At 72.2% G+C, this 16,332-nt stretch carries 10 protein-coding genes; 8 read left to right on the plus strand and 2 right to left on the minus strand.

Features of this window, described 5'->3' with window-relative positions; genetic code table 11:
• The first annotated feature begins 49 nt into the window (after window positions 1-49).
• From AC07FJ_RS07970 to AC07FJ_RS07995, 6 genes are all read left to right on the plus strand, one after another.
• Entirely contained in the window at window positions 50-3,307 is a 3,258-nt protein-coding gene (locus AC07FJ_RS07970; RefSeq protein ID WP_479046503.1) for a hypothetical protein, read from the plus strand.
• A gap of 49 nt (window positions 3,308-3,356) precedes the next feature.
• Window positions 3,357-4,040, plus strand: coding sequence for a formylglycine-generating enzyme family protein (locus AC07FJ_RS07975; protein WP_479046506.1), 684 nt, complete (start codon window positions 3,357-3,359; stop codon window positions 4,038-4,040).
• Between the two features lie 11 nt (window positions 4,041-4,051).
• A complete protein-coding gene (locus AC07FJ_RS07980) occupies window positions 4,052-4,801 on the plus strand; it encodes a hypothetical protein (protein WP_479046508.1) in 750 nt (249 codons plus the stop codon).
• Window positions 4,802-4,838: 37 nt separating this feature from the next.
• Window positions 4,839-6,992, plus strand: a complete 2,154-nt coding sequence (locus AC07FJ_RS07985; protein WP_479046510.1) for a glycoside hydrolase family 36 protein — start codon at window positions 4,839-4,841, stop codon at window positions 6,990-6,992.
• Window positions 6,989-9,163, plus strand: a complete 2,175-nt coding sequence (locus tag AC07FJ_RS07990; protein WP_479046513.1) for an alpha-L-rhamnosidase-related protein — start codon at window positions 6,989-6,991, stop codon at window positions 9,161-9,163. Before AC07FJ_RS07985 ends, AC07FJ_RS07990 begins: the two co-directional genes overlap by 4 nt.
• Before the next feature lie 76 nt (window positions 9,164-9,239).
• A complete protein-coding gene (locus AC07FJ_RS07995) occupies window positions 9,240-10,106 on the plus strand; it encodes a helix-turn-helix transcriptional regulator (protein WP_479046515.1) in 867 nt (288 codons plus the stop codon).
• An 18-nt stretch (window positions 10,107-10,124) separates the two neighbouring features.
• On the opposite strand, the gene AC07FJ_RS08000 is transcribed toward AC07FJ_RS07995, so the two are convergent.
• Window positions 10,125-10,868 carry a phytanoyl-CoA dioxygenase family protein gene (locus AC07FJ_RS08000; RefSeq protein WP_479046517.1) on the minus strand — a complete coding sequence of 248 codons (744 nt, stop codon included), beginning with the start codon at window positions 10,866-10,868 and terminating at the stop codon, window positions 10,125-10,127.
• Between the two features lie 115 nt (window positions 10,869-10,983).
• Between AC07FJ_RS08000 and AC07FJ_RS08005 the strand changes: the two genes are divergently transcribed.
• Window positions 10,984-11,883 (plus strand): AraC family transcriptional regulator, encoded by a 900-nt coding sequence (locus AC07FJ_RS08005; protein WP_479046520.1) that lies wholly within the window; start codon window positions 10,984-10,986, stop codon window positions 11,881-11,883.
• A gap of 63 nt (window positions 11,884-11,946) precedes the next feature.
• Here the strand turns inward: AC07FJ_RS08005 and AC07FJ_RS08010 are convergent, their stop codons facing one another.
• Complete coding sequence (locus tag AC07FJ_RS08010) at window positions 11,947-15,141, minus strand: family 78 glycoside hydrolase catalytic domain (protein ID WP_479046944.1); 3,195 nt, start codon at window positions 15,139-15,141, stop codon at window positions 11,947-11,949.
• A gap of 170 nt (window positions 15,142-15,311) precedes the next feature.
• On the opposite strand from AC07FJ_RS08010, the gene AC07FJ_RS08015 reads away from it, so the two are divergent.
• The gene (locus AC07FJ_RS08015; RefSeq protein WP_479046522.1) at window positions 15,312-16,289 is read left to right on the plus strand and encodes a phytanoyl-CoA dioxygenase family protein; all 978 of its coding nucleotides are present in this window, start codon (window positions 15,312-15,314) and stop codon (window positions 16,287-16,289) included.
• Window positions 16,290-16,332 lie beyond the last annotated feature (43 nt).

Below are 16,332 nucleotides of genomic sequence, written 5' to 3' on the forward strand. Positions count from 1 at the left end.
CCCCGCGGCCGGGACGGCTCCAGCCAGCCTGAAACGAAAGGACCGCACCATGGGCACCAACGGCATCGGACGAAGACGATTCCTGCAGTTCGGCGCTGTCGGCACGGTCGCCGTGCTCGGCAGCGGCTTCTTCCGGGTCACACCGGCCGGTGCCGCGGAGCGCGCGGACACCGGGCCCTGGGAGTTCGATTCGGCTCGGGGCTTGTTCATCCAGCCGATCACCACCACCGGCACAGCCGTGGGGTGGGAATTCAACAAGGACGGCGACGCCGAAGGATGGACGGCGGCGAAAGGGCTGGCGCCGTTCGTCGTGCGCGGTGGCACACTCAGCACCAGCGTCACCGGCTTCGACCCCTGCATGACCGCACCGCCGTTGCACCTCAACGGCATCCGCGACCGCATCCTCCGGTTCCGGATGCGGGCGACCGCCGGTGAGAGCGTCTCGGTCTACTTCGCCACCGACAAGTCCCCGACGCTCGGCGTGGACAAGCTGATCGAGATACCGATCAAGGCCGACGGCGCGTTCCACGAATACACGGTGGATCTCGCGGCGAAGAACGCGCGGTGGCAGCAGGGAACGGTGCAGGTGTTCCGCCTGGACCGGGAGCCGCCGGGCGCCGACGGCGCCCAGATCGAGTTCGACTACATCCGTATCGAACAGCTCGGGGCCAGAATCGCGGTCGCGCCACTGATCGTACGGCCGGGCTCGGTACGCCCCGGTGAAGAGGTCACCCTGGCGGTCCAGCTGTCCAACGTCGGCGGCGAACCGTCCACGGCCTTCCCCGCGACGATCACCCTGCCGAGCGGGGTGAACCTCGTCACCGGTGGCGCGACCCAGCAGGCTCCCGTCATCGCACCCGACGGCACGGCTCAACTGCTGTGGACGGCACGCCCGACGGTCGACGTGCCCGGCGTGGCCACGTTCGCCATGGAGGTACCCGGCAGCCGCCAGCAGTTCGGCGCGATCCTGCCCATCGTCCCGGTGCCGCCCCCGTCCGCCCACTGGTGGCCCAGCGGTGTGCACGTCTTCCAGGACCAGGCAGGGCATGTGCACCTGCAGAACAAGAACGTCCGCGCGATCGTCGTCCGCGGCTCCGGCGGCTATACGCAGCTCCTCCTCGACGTCCGGACGGGCCAGGAGTGGAAGCGGATGGCGACGTCGCAGCCGCTCAGCTACCTCGTCGGTCCGGCAGCCGACGGCGTCCGGCTGATGCCGATCGTGCCGGACACCGCTCAACTGGCCGCCGACCACGTCGTCCTGACGGGGCAGGTGACGGACGCGGACGGCGTGCGATGGTCCTCGCACCTGCGGCTCGCCGTCAGGCCCGTGTCCGACGACGCCGGCTCAGCCGCACGCGCCGTTCAGGCCACGTACTCGATCACGCCCGATCGGCAGGCGAGACTGCTCGCCTTCGGCGGTCCCTCGCTCACCGCCGGCGAGGGCAGCTTCGGCAAGCCCAAACACATGGGGCTCTTCCCCGGCCTTGAATGGCTCGTCGCGGGGGAGAGATCGTCGAGCACCCTCGATGTCTGGCCACCGGACAACCTCCGTATCGCCCCGCATCCGCTGAGGATCACGGTCCCGGTGATGGCGATCTCCGGTGGCGGGTCGACCGTGTCGGTCGCCTGGGACACGAACCAGCGGTGGGACGGCCAGAACCGCTATCCCAGCGCACGGTTCGCCTCACCGAACTGGCTCGCCGGGCAGGCCAACCATCTGCTCTCGCTGTTCGTCCCGGCTGTCCCCAACCCGGTCCCGGAGAACGCACCCTGGGCGACGACGCCCCATTCCGCCGCAGCCGGCCGGCCGCTCTCCGTCACGGCCGACTTCATCGTCAACCCCTCCGACGACGTGCTCACCGCCGTCGAGGACTGGTACTCGCTGCACGGCGTCCCCGAGCCCGCCACGATGCCCTTCAGCTGGGAGGACGAGCTCGCGCTCGTCCGGCACGCCTACCTCACGTCCTTCTGGGATCCGGAGGTCAAGGGCTGGGCGGCGTGGTCCGGTCAAAAGGCATTCCCCTACGTGCCGTACGGGGTGAACCTGCATATCGCCGGACTGCTGACCACGAACGCCGACGAGCGCACGGCCGTGTTCCACCGGGTGCACGAATTCGTCGTCAACCTCCTCACCACCAAAGGCCGCACCGCGCTCGGCAACACGGACGGCACGTACAGCGGCTGGTTCCACGCGCCGTTCTACCTCGGCAACCTCGAAGGCGCCCTCACCGAGTTCGAGAAGAACAGGGACGCCAGAATCCGCACGCAACTGCCGTCCGGCGGCTGGGCCTTCAACCCCAAGGAAGCGGAAGACGAGATCCTGGGGGAACGCGGGACCGAGATCATGGGCGTCTCGACCGTCCACGCCCAGGGCCTCCTGCGCTATGCCCGGCTCACCGGGGACACCGTCGCCCATCAGGCGGGCATGCGGGCTCTCCAGTTCATCGAGCAGTTCAACGTGCCACGCGCCGTGGGCGTCTGGGAAATGCCCCTCCAAACGCCGACGCTGCTCGGCTCCGCGTACGGCATCGGCGCCTACACCGAGGCGTACCGGCTCACCGGCGAGACCCGGTACCTGAACCGGGCCGTCTACTGGGCGCGGACCGGACTGCCGTTCCTGTACACGTGGTCGGCGCCCGACCGGCCGTACATGCCGTACGCGTCCATCTCCGACTACGGCGCGACGATGTTCACCATCCCGTGGTTCGGCCGACCGGTGCAGTGGGTGGGCCTGGTGTACGCCTACTTCCTGCTCAGTCTCCTCGACGCCTCCGCGGACCCGAGCTGCACCAAACCGTTCCACCTGCCGGCCGACATCGGGGGGTTCCCCTGGCGCCGGATAGCCGAGGGCATCGTGATCAGCGCGCTGCACCAGCAGCGGACCACCGAGCCGTACAAGGGCGGCTACCCGGACAGTTGGCTCCTGGTCCCGAACACGCCGGTGAAGGACTTCGACCTCAACCCCGACGACATCCTCAAACCCATGGTCATGCTTCTCGGCCACCCCGTCGACGTGCAGACCGCGCTGATCCACCCGAACACCCGGGTCTCCACCGCCGCCGACGTGCTCGGCGCCGAGCGCACCTCATCGAGGCTGACCGCCAGGCTGGGATTCTTCCCGGGGCAGGTATCGCAGCTCCTCGTCACCGGGATACCCGCCCCGCGTTCGGTCCAGGTCGACGGTCGCGGTCTCGGCCCGGTCACCGACCTCGACGCCGCGCCGGAAGGGTTCAAGCACATCGCGAACGGCACCACGTTCATCAAGATGCGCCACGCCCGGCAGTCGACGCTGACCGTCGACTACTAGAGCGGGCGAAGGACCGAACCCTGTGGGTCACCGTACGAGAGGGAGCACCGTGCCGAGCAGCAAGCTGGAGCTGGATCTGGTCCCCATCCCGCCGGGAGCCGCGCAGACCGGGACGCCGAGCACGCAGGTCGAGGCCCTGGCCGAGCGTTTCGGAGTGCACCCGTCCTGGTTCGACGGCGAACTGCCCGGCGCCCGGGTCGAGCTGCCCGCGTACGCCATCGGCCGCACGCCCGTCACCAACGGGCAGTGGGCGCTCTTCGTCGCCGACGGCGGCGGCGAGGCACCCGACTGGTGGCGAGGCCCCACCCCGCCGGATGACCTGGCCGACCACCCCGTCACGCACGTCAACCTGCACGACGCCCAGGCCTTCGCCACCTGGGCCGGTGTGCGCCTGCCGTCGGCGGCGGAATGGGAGCGCGCCGCGCGGGCCGACGAACACCGCGTCTTCCCGTGGGGCGACGAGATGGAGCCGTCGCACGCCCACTACGACGCCGAAGGGACCGCCCCGGTGGGCTCGCTGCCGGCCGGGGCCAGCCCGTTCGGCGTCCTGGACCTGTCCGGCAACGTCGCCGAGTGGACCGCCGACCAGCCCGACCCCGCGACCGCGATCGTCAAGGGCGGCAGCTGGGTCACGACGGTGCCGGCCAACCTGCGGGTGGCCGCGGTCGGGCAGTCGGGCTGGGCGCTGAACCGCACGGACTACATCGGCTTCCGCGTCGCGCGAAGCCGCTGAGGAGTGAAACGATGAAGTTCGAGCCCATCGCCGGGACCATGAGCGCCTGGCTGAGCGAGGTGCCCGCCTTTCCCGGTGCCCGCTTCTCGCTCGCTTTTCCGGAGGCCATCGGCGATGCGGCATCCGCCGTCTGGTACACGACGCTGGTGCCGGAGTGGGAGCGGCAGGAGGCCCGTACATGGCGGGCCACCGGACGCCAACCCGGCGAGCTGGCCTACGAGATGACGGTCGACCTCTCCTCGGACGACGCCGTCGTGGTGTCGTACACCGTGGAGAACGAGAGCGACCGCCACTGGCAGAACGCACTGGCCTTCAACTGCCTGTCGTGCGGCGGTGCCCGGGACGTCAGGGACCACGACTGCGAACGGCACTTCACGGGCATCGCCGGCGAACCCGTGCCCCTGCTCTCCGTCCCGCGCCGGCACAGCACCCGCCCCACCGTGCAGTTCTACTCGACCGCCGGCGCGCCCCCCGCGACGGACCTGCCGTTCGTCTCCGCCTTCCACGCCACGCCCGATGTCGTCCTCGACCCGTGGCTGGCGGTGTGCAGCCGCGACAGCAGCCGGACCGTCGCCACCGTCGGCCGTCCGGCGGCGTTCCTGTTCCACAACAGGGAGTACTCCTGCATCCACGCGGCCAGCGGCTTCGGGGCCATCGCGCCGGGAGGGTCCGCCACCGCGGGCAACGACATGTTCTTCCTCGACGCGCCGCCGGCCGACGCGCTGACCCGTATCCGCGCCTCGATGGAGGTGGGGGTATGAGGCTCCCGGTGACGGGCCGCGGCGCCACCCTGGGGCGGTGGCCGTGACGCGCCCCGAGCTCGACGTCGACGGGTCGCTCCTGCTGCTCAGTACCGCAGGCGTGGTACACGCGGTCGACATCGCCGGTACGGCGCGGCAGGTAGCGTTCGGCCCGGGCCACCGGCTCGGCGCCGAGGAACTCAGGCAGCTGCGCGGCGGCCGGCTCGGCGCCGAGGCCGAGCTGCAGCTGGCCGGGGACGACCGCCCGCTCCCTCAGCACGGCACCCGGTGGACGGGCTGCGGCAGCACGGAGAGCACCACGGTCCACAGCCACCGGGCCGAACGGCTGGAGGACGGTGGCCTGCACGTGGTGCTCAGCTCGTCGGGCGACCAGGGTCTGGAGATGGACCTGCACTTCCTGGCGAGGCCGGGTTCCTCCTGCCTGACCCGCTGGACGAGCGTCCGCGCGACCGAGGTGCCGCTGACCGTCGACCACGTCAGCAGCGGCATGCTGCGCGGCCTGGCGGCGCACGGCGACTTCGACGCCCTGTGGCTGCACACCTACGACGGTGGCTGGTGCTGGGAGGGGACCCTGCGGTCGCGGCCGGTGACGGACATCGCGCTGTACCCGGAGTCCTGCATCAACGCCTGGTCGGTGGAGACGACCGGTTCCTGGCCCTCGAAGCACCTGCTGCCGTTCTACGTGCTCGAGGACCGCGCGACGGGCATCTCGTACGGCGTGCAGGTCGACGCCGCCGCCGGCTGGCGCATGGAGGTCGGCGCCGATTCCGGCACCGTGTACACGCAGGCCGGCGGCCCCCACTACGCCGGTGGTCACTGGCGCCACGTGCTGGGCAGAGGTGAACAGGTGGAGACGGTGCCGGTCGTGGTCGGTGCCGTGGAGGGCGACCGCGCGGAGGTGGTCGACGCCTTCCACCGGCACCGCCGACTGCACCAGGCACCGCGGGAACCGCGTCGCGGCGTCGTCTACAACGAGTACCACGCGACGATGAACACGCTCGACGCCTCCACCGTCGCGGCCCAGACGGCCGCGCTGACCGGCACAGGCGTCGAGACCTTCGTCCTGGACGCCGGGTGGTACGCACCGCAGACGCCCGAGGGGGAGATCGCCACCTGGTGGACCCTGGCGGGGGACTGGACGCACGACGAGAGCCGCTTCCCCGCGGGCATGAAAGCCCTGGCGGGAGACCTGCGCGACGCCGGGCTCGTACCGGGCATCTGGCTCGAACCCGAGGTCGCCGGGGTCGCCTCGCGCCTCGTGGCCGAGCACCCGGACTGGCTGCTGCGGCGCGACGGCCGGCTGCTGCTCGACGCGGGCCGGGCGTTCCTCGACCTGCGGCAGCCACAGGTCCGCGACCACCTGGCAGGCGTGCTGGACGGGCTCGTCGACGACGGCTACGCGTACTTCAAGTTCGACTACAACACCGAGGTCGTGCCGGGACCGGATGCGACACCGCACGGACCGGGGCACGGCGCGCTGGAGCTCGCCGCGGGCTGGCAGGCGGTGCTCGACGGGCTGCGCGCCCGGCATCCGCACGTCGTCCTGGAGAACTGCGCGAGCGGCGGCGGGCGTACGAGCTACGGCCTGCTGTCGCGCACACACCTCGGCAGCGTCAGCGATCACGGCCACTGGAACGGCGGCTGGCGCAGCTTCCCCAACGTGTTGCGTGCGGTGCTGGACGTACTGCACCCGTCGCAGGCCGTCAGCTGGGCCGTGCTCGAGCCGGACCTGAGCCTCGCCGAGACGCGCTACCGACTGGTCACAGGGCTGCTCGGGCGCATGACCCTGAGTGGGCCCGTGGACCGCCTCGACGAGGACCGACGGGCGCTGATGGTCGAGGCGGTGGCCTTCGCGAACGCCTCGGCCGACCTGCTCGCGAACGCGTCGGTGCGCCGGCACGGCCCCGAGCAGCCGCCGCACCGCACCGAGGCGCTGACGGCTCTGGAGCTCTTCTCCCCGGCCGGCTGCCTGCTCGGGGTGTGGCGGCAGAACACCGACGACGACCGGCTGCGGGTGCGCCCGCACGGGCTGCGCGAAGGACAGCGCTACCACGTCCGGACCTTCCCGGCGGGAGCGGCACCGCGGGAACTGACGGGCGGCAGGGAGCTCACGCTCCACCTTCCCGACCGGTTCGACGCCGTCGCCGTCGCCGTACGACCTGTCGACACGAACGGCCGGGAGGCGACATGACGCACCTGTGGACCGACGGCGCGCCGGAGATCGACGCGCACGTGGGCATCCGCGCGGTGGTCGACCTGCCGGAGCGGCGCCGTCTCGCCGTGCGCTTCTCCGCCTCGTGGTGGGCGGTGCTGCACGTCGACGGCGAGCCCGTCGCCGAAGGACCGCCACGCGCCCCCGCCGACCACCCGGAGCACGTGGAGACGGCGCTCGACCTCGCTCCCGGTCCGCACGTGCTGGCGTTCCACGTCGTGCACCCGGGCGTGCCAACCGAACAGGCGGCGGTCGTGGCGCCGCACCTGTGGGTCGAGGTCGAGGGACACCCCGGCCTCGACTGGCGGGCGGCGCCGCTGCGGGCGTACCGGCCGAGGGTCCGCCGCCTCAACGGCAACCTCGGTTTCGTCGAGTGGTGCGACACGCGCGAGCTGCCGGCGTGGACGGGCCCCGGCACCGCCGCCGACACATGGGCGCCCGCCGTACCGGTGCCCGGCCTGCCGGTCCCCGCTCCCGACATGGGCCCACCGGTGTCCCTCACCCCCCTCACCGCCGTACGCGTGGCGCAGGGGGAGTTCGTCGAGCGCCTGCTGCTTCCCGAGGACGACCCGGCCGCCACAGTGTTCGCGCGGCAGTTGGCGCCGGACGGACAGGTGCCCGCGCAGGGCGTGTGGGCGCGTTTCGACCTCGGCCGCGTCCGCCTCGGGCGCCCGAGCGTCGAGATCGGCGCGCCCCCGGGAGCCACCGTCGACCTGCTCTACAGCGAGGACCTCGTCGACGGCCGGGTCACGCCCTGGATCTCGATGAGCAACGGCCTGTCGGCGAACCTCGACCATTACGTCGCCGCCGACGGGCGGCAGCGGCTGGGGCCGGTGACCCCCCGCGCCGGGCGCTGGGTCGAGGTGCACGTGCTGGCCGAGGGCGCGCCGGTCCACATCGGGGAGCTGCGCTTCGACGAGCGCAGCAGCGCCCCCGCCGACCCGGTCGGCAGCCTGGCGACCGGTTCTCCCCGGCTCGATCGCATCTGGCAGGTCGGCGTCGACACGCTGCGGGCCTGCTCCGAGGACGCCCTGGTCGACTGCCCGGTCCGCGAGCGCGGCCAGTGGCTGGGCGATGCCGTGGTCGGCATGGAGATCGCCGCCGTCTCACACGGGGATCTGCGGATCGTGGAGCGCACGCTGCGGATGGCGGCCGGCTGCGCCGACGACGACGGGTTCGTGGCCGGTCAGGGGCCCGGCGCCGTCCGGCACCTCGCGTCGTACTCCGCGCTGTGGCCGGGAGCGGTGCTGCGGCATGCCGCGCTCACCGGCAGCCGCAAGCTGCTCGGCGAGCTGGCACCGGCCGCGGCACGCAACGCCGCGGCGTTCTGCGCCCGCCTCGGTCCCCAGGGGATCGAGGGGCCTCTGCCGTGGCCGTTCGTGGACTGGGGCGCCGCCGACGACGGCCTGTCGATCTCACTGCTGGCCCTCGACGGACTGGACGCCTCGGCCCGCTGGCTGCGCGAGGTGGGACACAGCGCCACCGCGGCCGTCGACGAGGCCGCCGCGGCGCTGCGCGAGACGCTGACCCGTCGCACGTCCGCCGAACCGCTCGGCTACCACGCGGCGTCCCTGGCGCTCCGCGCCGGAGTCCTGCCGCCGAGCGCCGAGCCGGCGGCAGTGCAGCTGGTGCTCGACCACCTCGACTCCTGCTTCCCCCTCGACGCCACCGGACCACGGCTGTCCAGCCACCTCGCCACGGGCGAGCGCTTCGTGACGCCGTACTTCCTGCACTTCTCGCTCATCGAGCTGGCCCGCCGTGGCCGGGCGCACGAGGTGCTCGAACGCATCGAGGGGCTCTACGGCTGGCTGCTCGACCAGGGAGCCACGACATGGTGGGAGAACTTCGACCCCCGGTGGAGCCGGTGCCACCAGTGGTCCGGAACCCCGACGTGGCTGCTGTCGCGGATGCTGCTCGGACTCTGGGTGGATCCCGACGGCGGACTGCGCCTCGAGCTGCTCGCCGGCGAGCGGGGGGCGTCCGGTCGACTGCCGCTTCCCGGCGGCGGAGTGGTGGAGGTGTCGTGGCGGCGGGACGACAAGGCGATACGCTGGTCGGCTCGTCCCACCGGACACGTGGAGCTGCGCCAGGGCGATCTCGTGCACACCCTGGAGCCCGGCGCGCAGCTGAACCTCGTCCTGCCGATGTGACCCTCCGTCGCACCCGTCCGCGGCGCCGTGTGCCTGGGCGATGACGCCGGACGCACGGTTGCCGGACAATCCGCTCATGGTCGGTGGGACGCCGTTCCCGGTCGTGAGCCAGGCGAACATGTACCAGTTCCAGCCCGGCGGGCGGCTGCGGCACGCGCGGGTGGAATCCCGCATGGTCCTCCTGTGCCGGAGAGGAGGCGGCCACGTCTGGGTCAACGGACAGCGCCATGCGATGAGGGCCGGCGTGCTCCTCGTCCTGCCGTGGGGGCGGTCGATCCGTTATGCCGCCGACGTGATGGACCCGTTCCTGCTCGCCGGCGCGCACCTCGTACCCGAGCACGACCCCGGGCACCGGGTGGTGGCCGAAGTGCCGCACGACCGCGACCACCCGCTCACGGGATGCGGGTGGCGGCGCGACGGCACGGTCCTTGCCGGCGGCTCGGTCGTGGTCTCCTCCGCCGAGGAACGCCCGCGGCTGGTGGACGTCTCCTTGTACGCGGTCGAGGTGTTCCGGCGGGGCGTGCCGGACGAGGGGCTGATGCGGGCGCTCGGGACGCTGCTCCTGCACGAGCTGTCGGAGTCGCTCGGAGCGGCCGGTCCCTGGTACGGGGCGCTCGTCCCCGACGATCTGCGGCGCGTGCTGCAGTACGTCGACCAGGAGCTGCACCATCGGCTCACCATCGGCGAGCTGGCTGGTGTGGCGGGCTGTGGCGTCGCGACGCTGACGCGCCGCTTCCGTCGGCACCTCGACACCTCGCCGATGGGCTGGGTCGCCGCACGGCGGATCGCCCGGGCACAGGAGCTGCTCCGCACCACCGGCCTCACGGTCGGCCAGGTCGCCCGGCGGTGTGGCGTGGCCGACCCGTACTACTTCTCCCGCCTGTTCAGGCAGCACGTCGGCCAGTCACCACGGGAGTGGCGAAGCGCCCAGCACGTCCTGTGACCGCGAAGGGGCGGATGCTCAAGTGGCCGGCGTCAGCGGAGGGAACAGGTCACCGTCGAGGCGGTCGCCGGGCAGGAGGCCGACGCCGTCCGTGACCGGGTGCGGACGGCCGTCGTAGACCGTGTCCGCGTCCATGTAGATCACGACGTGCGCGAGCCGTGCCGCGTCCGTGCGGTTGGGCAGGGCCATGTGGCCGGTGTAGCTGTTGTGGAAGGTGACGTCCCCCGCGCGCAGCGGGACGGTGACCCGCTCGCTCCACCGCAGTCCGGGGTCGATCTCGAACAGGTCCCCCTCCTTGTGCAGGTCCTGGGGCCGCAGCCCCGTGTGGGTGTGGGAGCCGGGCAGGAAGGTCATGCAGCCGCGCTCGGCCGGTACGTCGACGAGCGCCACCCAGGCGGACAGCGCGTGCCGGCAGGTCCGGTGCGGCCAGTACGGGTGGTCCTGGTGGAACTCGGTCGCGGTCTCGTGGTGCGGCGGCTTGACGAGCACCTGGTCGTGCCACAGGCGCAGGGGCACACCGGCCAGCCGGTGCGCCAGCGCCGAGAGCTTCGGGTGCAGGGTGAGCGCGCGCAACGCCGCGCTCGTGCGCCAGACGTTGACGTACTGCCGGAAGGCCCGCATCTCCGGGCCGGTCGACGACGCACCGGGCAGTTCGGCGGCGGCGCGGGCGTAGCCGGCGGCCTCGGCCGCCGAGAGGACTCCGGGCACGCGCACGAAACCGTGCCGCCGGTAGTGCTCCACGCTCTCTTCGGAAAGCTCCATCGTGCTCCTCGACCTCATCGGCCCCTGCAGGGGGTCTCTGCGATACCCCTCATGCTGGTCGCCCCGGTGGCGGCGGGGCTAGCCAACGACTCGCACGAGCTAGCACGATACCGATGTGCCGTACGAAGACACCCCGTCCGGTGGCCTGTTGCACGGCACCGGCCTGTTCCCCGCCCGGGTTCCGGTGCACACCGGCCGGCACCGGCTGACCGGCGACGTGCCCGGACACAGCCACGACTTCCTGGAGATCGCCCTCGTCGTCTCCGGACGGGGGCGGCACCTGACCGCGGCCGGGCGCCGGCCGCTCGCCGCAGGGGACGTCATCGTGCTCCGGCCGGGGCCTTGGCACGGCTACGTGGACTGCGCCGGCCTCACCGTGGTCAACTGCTGCTTCGCGGCCGAGCTGCTCCGCGCCGACCTCGCCTGGATCCGCACCGAACCGGCCGTCAACCACCTGCTGTGGGGCGGGCCGAGCGCGCCGGGCAACGCCGGGGTCTTCGGCTTCCGGCTCGATGCGGAACACCACACGCGATGCCTGTCGCTCCTCGGTGAACTGACCGCGGCCGCCGGGCACGACGGCCCGGTCCACAGAATCGGGGTCCTCGGCCGCCTCGCGGTCTTCCTCGACGCTCTCGCCGCGGCGGCACCGCAGGCACCCGCCCCGGCCGCGGCGGACGCACCCTCGGCCCACCCGCTCGTACTCGGCGCCGTACGGCTGCTGGAATCCGATCTCGCACAGGCCTGGACCCCGGCCCGGCTCGCCGCCGAACTCGCGGTCAGCACGGGCCATCTCACCCGGATGTTCACCAGCCACATCGGACTCCCGCCCATGGCGTACCTCGCCCGCGCGCGGGCGGAGAGCGCGGCGGCGCTGCTGCGGGGCACCACACTGCCCGTGGCGCGCGTCGGTGCCGCGGTCGGCTGGCCCGACCCGAACTACTTCTCCCGCCGGTTCCGGACGCACTACGGCCTCAGCCCGACCGCCTACCGCGCGGCGGGAGACGACGCGGGATGAAGGGGGATGACGGGGGATGAGACGCGCGCTACACCGCTACGGTGCCGGGGCCTGTCGCGACGCTCATCGAGCATGTCGTCCGGTACGGAACAGATGGCAGCCCGAACCGGCGGCGAAGACCGCGCAGCCGTCGTCCATCCGCAGGAACTCCGCGTCTCCGGCACTGACGTCCGCCGCGGCGCGGGCGGGGACCCACACCTCGGCGGCGGTGCCCACCGGCAGGCCGAGACGCAGAGTGAAGCCGCCGCCGCCCGCCTCCCAGCGGGTGGTGACCGGGCCGTACAGCGAGTCGAAGCGGGCGCGCGCCGCCGTCACCGCACCGCCGGGGCGGGGGCGGACGACCAGGCGCCGGAAGCCGGGCGCGGCGGGCGCGATGCCGGCGACGGTGGCGTACATCCACGCGCCGACCGCGCCGTAGGCGTAGTGGTTGAAGGAGTTCATCCCCGGGTCCTGGAAGCCGCCGTCCTCCCGCACGGAGTCCCAGTGCTCCCACATGGTGGTGGCTCCGCGGGCGATCTGGTAGCCCCAGCCGGGGAACGACTCCTGGAGCAGCAGCCGGTACGCCACGTCCGTGCGCCCCGCGGCGGTGAGGGCCCCGAGCAGCATCGGCGTGCCGAGGAATCCGGTCGACAGGTGCCCGTCCCGCGCCTCGATCAGCTCCACCAGGCGGTCCGCGGCCGGCCCGCGCTCCGGCTCCGGCAACAGATCCATGGACAGGGCGAGTACGTACGCGGTCTGGGTGTCGCCCTTGACGCGGGCGCCGCCCTGCGAGACATAGGCCGCGCGAAAGGCGCCGCGGACGGCGGCGGAGAGCTTCTCGTAGGGGGCCGGGTCGTCACCGAGAGCCCGCGCCATGCGGGCGACGAGGGAGGCGCTGTGGGCGAAGAAGGCGGTGGCGAGGACGTCCTTGGGCGTCTCGTCGCGGACGTTGAGCCAGTCACCGTAGCCCGTGCCGGGGCGCAGGTGCCCCTCGCTGTGCCGGTGCAGGTAGTCCAGCCAGCGCTTGGCCGGCTCCCATGCCTCCCTGAGGATCCGGGTGTCCCCGTACGCCCGGTACAGCGCCCACGGCACGGAGACGCCGGCATCGCCCCAGCCCGGCGTGCCCGCGCCCACCATGCCGATCTGCGGCGCCACATCGGGGAACGCGCCGTCCGCCCGCTGGGCGTCGTACAGGTCCCGCAGCCACTTGGTGAGGAAGCGCGCCGACCCCATGACGTAGGCCGCGGTGGGGGCGAAGACGCCGATGTCGCCGGACCAGCCGAGCCGCTCGTCGCGGGCCGGGGTGTCGGTGGGAACGGACAGGAAGTTTCCGCGCTGGCCCCAGGTGATGTTGGAGTGCAGCCGGTTGAGCATCGGTACGTCGGTCTCGAAGTCCATGGTGAACGGGGCCGAGGTGTGCATGACGCGGCCGGTCACCGCGTCCAGGGGCGGCACCCCGGGGTAGCCGGTCACCTCCACGTAGCGGAAGCCGTGGAACGTGAAGCGCGGCTCGTAGGCCTCCACCGGCTCGCCTCTGAGGGTGTAGGTGTCGGTGGCCCGGGCCGACCGCAGGTTTGCGGTGTGGAGCGTGCCGTCCGGGTTGAGCGCCTCCGCGTGGCGCAGCCGCACCACCGTGCCCGCCGCGCCGGAGACCTTCAACCGCACCGAACCGACCATGTTCTGACCCAGGTCGAAGACGAAGACCCCTGGGGCGACTTCGGTGACCCGCCGGGCGGGGAGCTCGCCCGCCACCCGGACCGGGGCATCGGCCTGGGCCACGATCGCGGGTGGTGGGGTGACCGCCGCGGCTTCCGCCGGCTGCCACCCGGAGTCGTCGAAGCCGGGCTGCGTCCAGCCGTCCGTCTCCCGCCGGGCGTCGTAGTCCTCGCCCCCGATCAGGTCCGCGGAGACCAGCGGGCCCGCCGCCGCACGCCACGCCTGGTCCGACACGATCCGCTCGGTTGAGCCGTCGGCGTACGTCACCTCCAACTGCGCCGACAGCAGGGGGCGTTCGCCGTAGTGGTGCCGGCCGAAGGAGGCGATGGTGCCCGCGTACCAGCCGTCCGCCAGGTGGAAGCCGAGCGTGTTGGCCGCGCCGCCGCGCAGCAGGTCGGCGACGTCGTACGTCTGGTACTGCACCCGCTTGCGGTAGTCGGTCCAGCCCGGGGCCAGCTCGTCGGCGCCGACGCGGCGGCCGTTGAGGTGCGCCTCGTACAGCCCGAGGGCGGTGGCGTACAGACGGGCGCGGGCGATCCGTCGCGCGGGGAGGCGGAACTCGCGCCGCAGTTGGAAGGCGGGGGACGCGGCGGGGGCCACCGCCCCGCGCGGGGCCGTACCCCAGGCGGCCCACTCGTCGGCGGCCGCCCAGGCGCTGTCGTCGAAGTCGGGGCCCGAGCAGTCACCCGCGGGTTCGCCACCGGTGGTCTTCCACGTACGGCATGTCCGCACGTGGCGTACCGCGTCGGCGGTGGTGAACTCCAGCACTCCGAGGAGGCCGGCCTCCCCGGACCCGGCGCTGCTCGTGTCGACGCGGACCGCTACGGCGGTGCGTCCCGGCCGCAGCTGGGCGGTGACCTCGGCCACGGCTGGACGGCGCCAGTTCTCCGCGGTGGGATCGGCGACCGTGTGCAGGACCTGGGTGCCGCCGACGTAGGCGGTCAAGCCGCCGTCGGCGGCCACCACCAGACAGGCCCGGCGGACACCTGGCGGTACGTCGATGACGACGCGGAACCAGCGGATCGCGGCGGAGGCTCCGGTCCCTGCCCGGCCTGGGGCGCTGCTGTCCGCCAGGCGAATCCACTGGGCCCCTTCCAGGGGCGGCACCCCTGGCAGCGGGGACGCTGCCGCCGCGTCCACCAGGGTCGTCGGGGCGCCGATCCACTGGCCGGCCCAGTCCGAGCCGTCCATGAGTCCGGTCTCCCACCAGGAGGGCTCACTCCATTCGCTCGCCACACCGTCCGCGTCCCAGACCCGCACCGACCAGTGGTAACGAGTGCGGGGGGCAAGCGCGGCACCGGCGTAGGGAACCAGCACCGACTGGTCGGAGGCCACGCGTGAACTGTCCCAGACATCAGGGTCGTCGAGCAGGTCGGCGCTGGTCGCGACGTGTATCTGGTAGGCACTCTGCGCCTGACCCGGTCGGTCGGAGAGCAGCTGCCAGCTCAGCCGCGGCCGTTCCGTGTCGAGCCCGAGAGGGCATGTGGCGTACTCGACGGTGGGCTTGACGACGTGCAGAACCCCCACGGGAGTGCCCCTCTCGGACGGCAGCGCCGACAGCACGATGGTGAATCGTTTCAGGAACGCTAGGAGGGTGCGCTGCGACGCGTCAACCCCGGCGAGCGGCCGGTGAGCTGTGGCGCGGCCCAGAGCCGAGAGCGCTGATCGGATCATCCATGAACGGAGCGTTTTCCCCATGGCGCGGCGAGGAAGCGCGTTCCTAGCCTGGGGCCATGAGCGAAACCATGTCCTCGGTTCCGGTGAAGCTCCAAGCCGCTGATCTGACGCCGTTCGAGGAATCCACCGAACTCCTCGGCCACCCCGACGAGCTGCGAGCCCGAGCCGAGCGCGACGGGTACCTCTTCTTCCGTGGACTGCTCGATCCGGAGCCGATTCTGCAGCTACGCTCCAAAGTCCTCGACGTACTGTCGGAGCATGGTCTACGGGCGCCGGATGCCGATCCGCTCGACGGGAAACTGGATCTCGCCCGGCTCAACCAGCTGCCCGCCGACCGGATGCGGGTCGACATCGGTGTCACCGCGGAGCTCTACGCCGCCCTGCAGAGGCTGCCCGAGCTGCATCGGCTGCCGCACCAGCCCGTGCTCCTGGACCTCTATCGCAAGCTCTTCGGCACCGACGACGTGTTCGTCCATCCGCGGCACATCATGCGCGCCATGACGGCGCACCCGTCGACGGGCGCGACCCCACCCCATCAGGACTTCCCGCTCGTTCAGGGCAGTACCGCAACGTGGACCTGCTGGTTCCCCGTCGGGGACTGCGGTCGTGCGAGCGGTCCGCTCGTCATCCTGCGTGGTTCCCACCGGCAGGGCCGCCTGCCGGTGGGAACCGGGGACAGTGACGGCTACTGGACCAACTGGGGGGCGCAGCTGTGCGCGCACGAGACCGACTGGGTCGGCGGCGATTTCGCCGTGGGCGACGTGGTGACGTTTCCCAGCCTCACGGTCCATCAGTCGTTGCCCGCGGTGATCCGCGACGAGGTACGCATCTCCATGGACGTCCGCTACCAGCGCGGCGACGACGTGATCGAAGCCCGCTCCCTGACGAACCATGCGGAGCGTTCCTGGGACGAGATCTACCAGGGATGGTCAAGCGAGAACGCGGACTTGATGTACTACTGGGACCCGAATCGGCTCTCGTACGTCCCGTGGGACGAATCGCTTCTCGAGCCCGGCGCCCGCAGAATCTGCTGACCGACAGCCCTGGCCGGAGGGCCCCCGCGGGGCTTCATCGAGT

The sequence above is a fragment of the Streptomyces sp. NPDC045998 genome (assembly GCF_056430285.1).

Coding starts and splice junctions, on each gene's coding strand:
- AC07FJ_RS07970 (WP_479046503.1), top strand. CDS start 50: ATGGGCACCAACGGCATCGGACGAAGACGATTCCTGCAGTTCGGCGCT.
- AC07FJ_RS07980 (WP_479046508.1), top strand. CDS start 4,052: ATGAAGTTCGAGCCCATCGCCGGGACCATGAGCGCCTGGCTGAGCGAG.
- AC07FJ_RS07990 (WP_479046513.1), top strand. CDS start 6,989: ATGACGCACCTGTGGACCGACGGCGCGCCGGAGATCGACGCGCACGTG.
- AC07FJ_RS07995 (WP_479046515.1), top strand. CDS start 9,240: ATGGTCGGTGGGACGCCGTTCCCGGTCGTGAGCCAGGCGAACATGTAC.
- AC07FJ_RS08000 (WP_479046517.1), bottom strand. CDS start 10,868: ATGGAGCTTTCCGAAGAGAGCGTGGAGCACTACCGGCGGCACGGTTTC.
- AC07FJ_RS08015 (WP_479046522.1), top strand. CDS start 15,312: ATGAGCGAAACCATGTCCTCGGTTCCGGTGAAGCTCCAAGCCGCTGAT.